General features: G+C 69.1%; 1 protein-coding gene. It reads right to left on the minus strand.

Translation table 11 applies throughout. From position 1 onward, the window contains the following. On the minus strand, positions 1 to 421 hold a 421-nt coding region (locus JWG43_RS21020; RefSeq protein WP_205244429.1), incomplete at both ends, for an efflux RND transporter permease subunit.

Here is a 421-nt window from a genome sequence, read left to right on the forward strand (position 1 = left end):
GACCAGGGCGGTGATGATCGCCGCCCGCACATTGCCCAGGGCGAAGAACAGTACGGCGACGACCAGCAGGGCGCCGAGCAACAGATTGTGCTCCACCGTGCGGATGGTCGCCTCGACCAGTTCGGTGCGGTCCAGTTCGGGCTTAAGGGCCACGCCGGGCGGCAGGCTGGGCGCAATGGCCTTCAGCCGTTCGCCGACGCGCTGCGCCACCTCGCGCGAGTTCTCGCCCTGAAGCATCAGGGCCGTGCCGACCACCGTCTCGCGGCCGTCGGCGCTGGCTGATCCTAAACGAGGCGCGCGGCCGATCTCGACCGTGGCCACGTCGGACACGCGGATCACCTGGCCGCCGCGGTTCAGGATCGGCGTCTGGGCGAGATCGTTCAGGCTCTTCAGTCGGGCGTCCGCGCGTACGATATAGGCC

The organism is Desulfobulbus alkaliphilus, from assembly GCF_016918545.1.
Taxonomy (GTDB): domain Bacteria; phylum Desulfobacterota; class Desulfobulbia; order Desulfobulbales; family Desulfobulbaceae; genus Desulfobulbus; species Desulfobulbus alkaliphilus.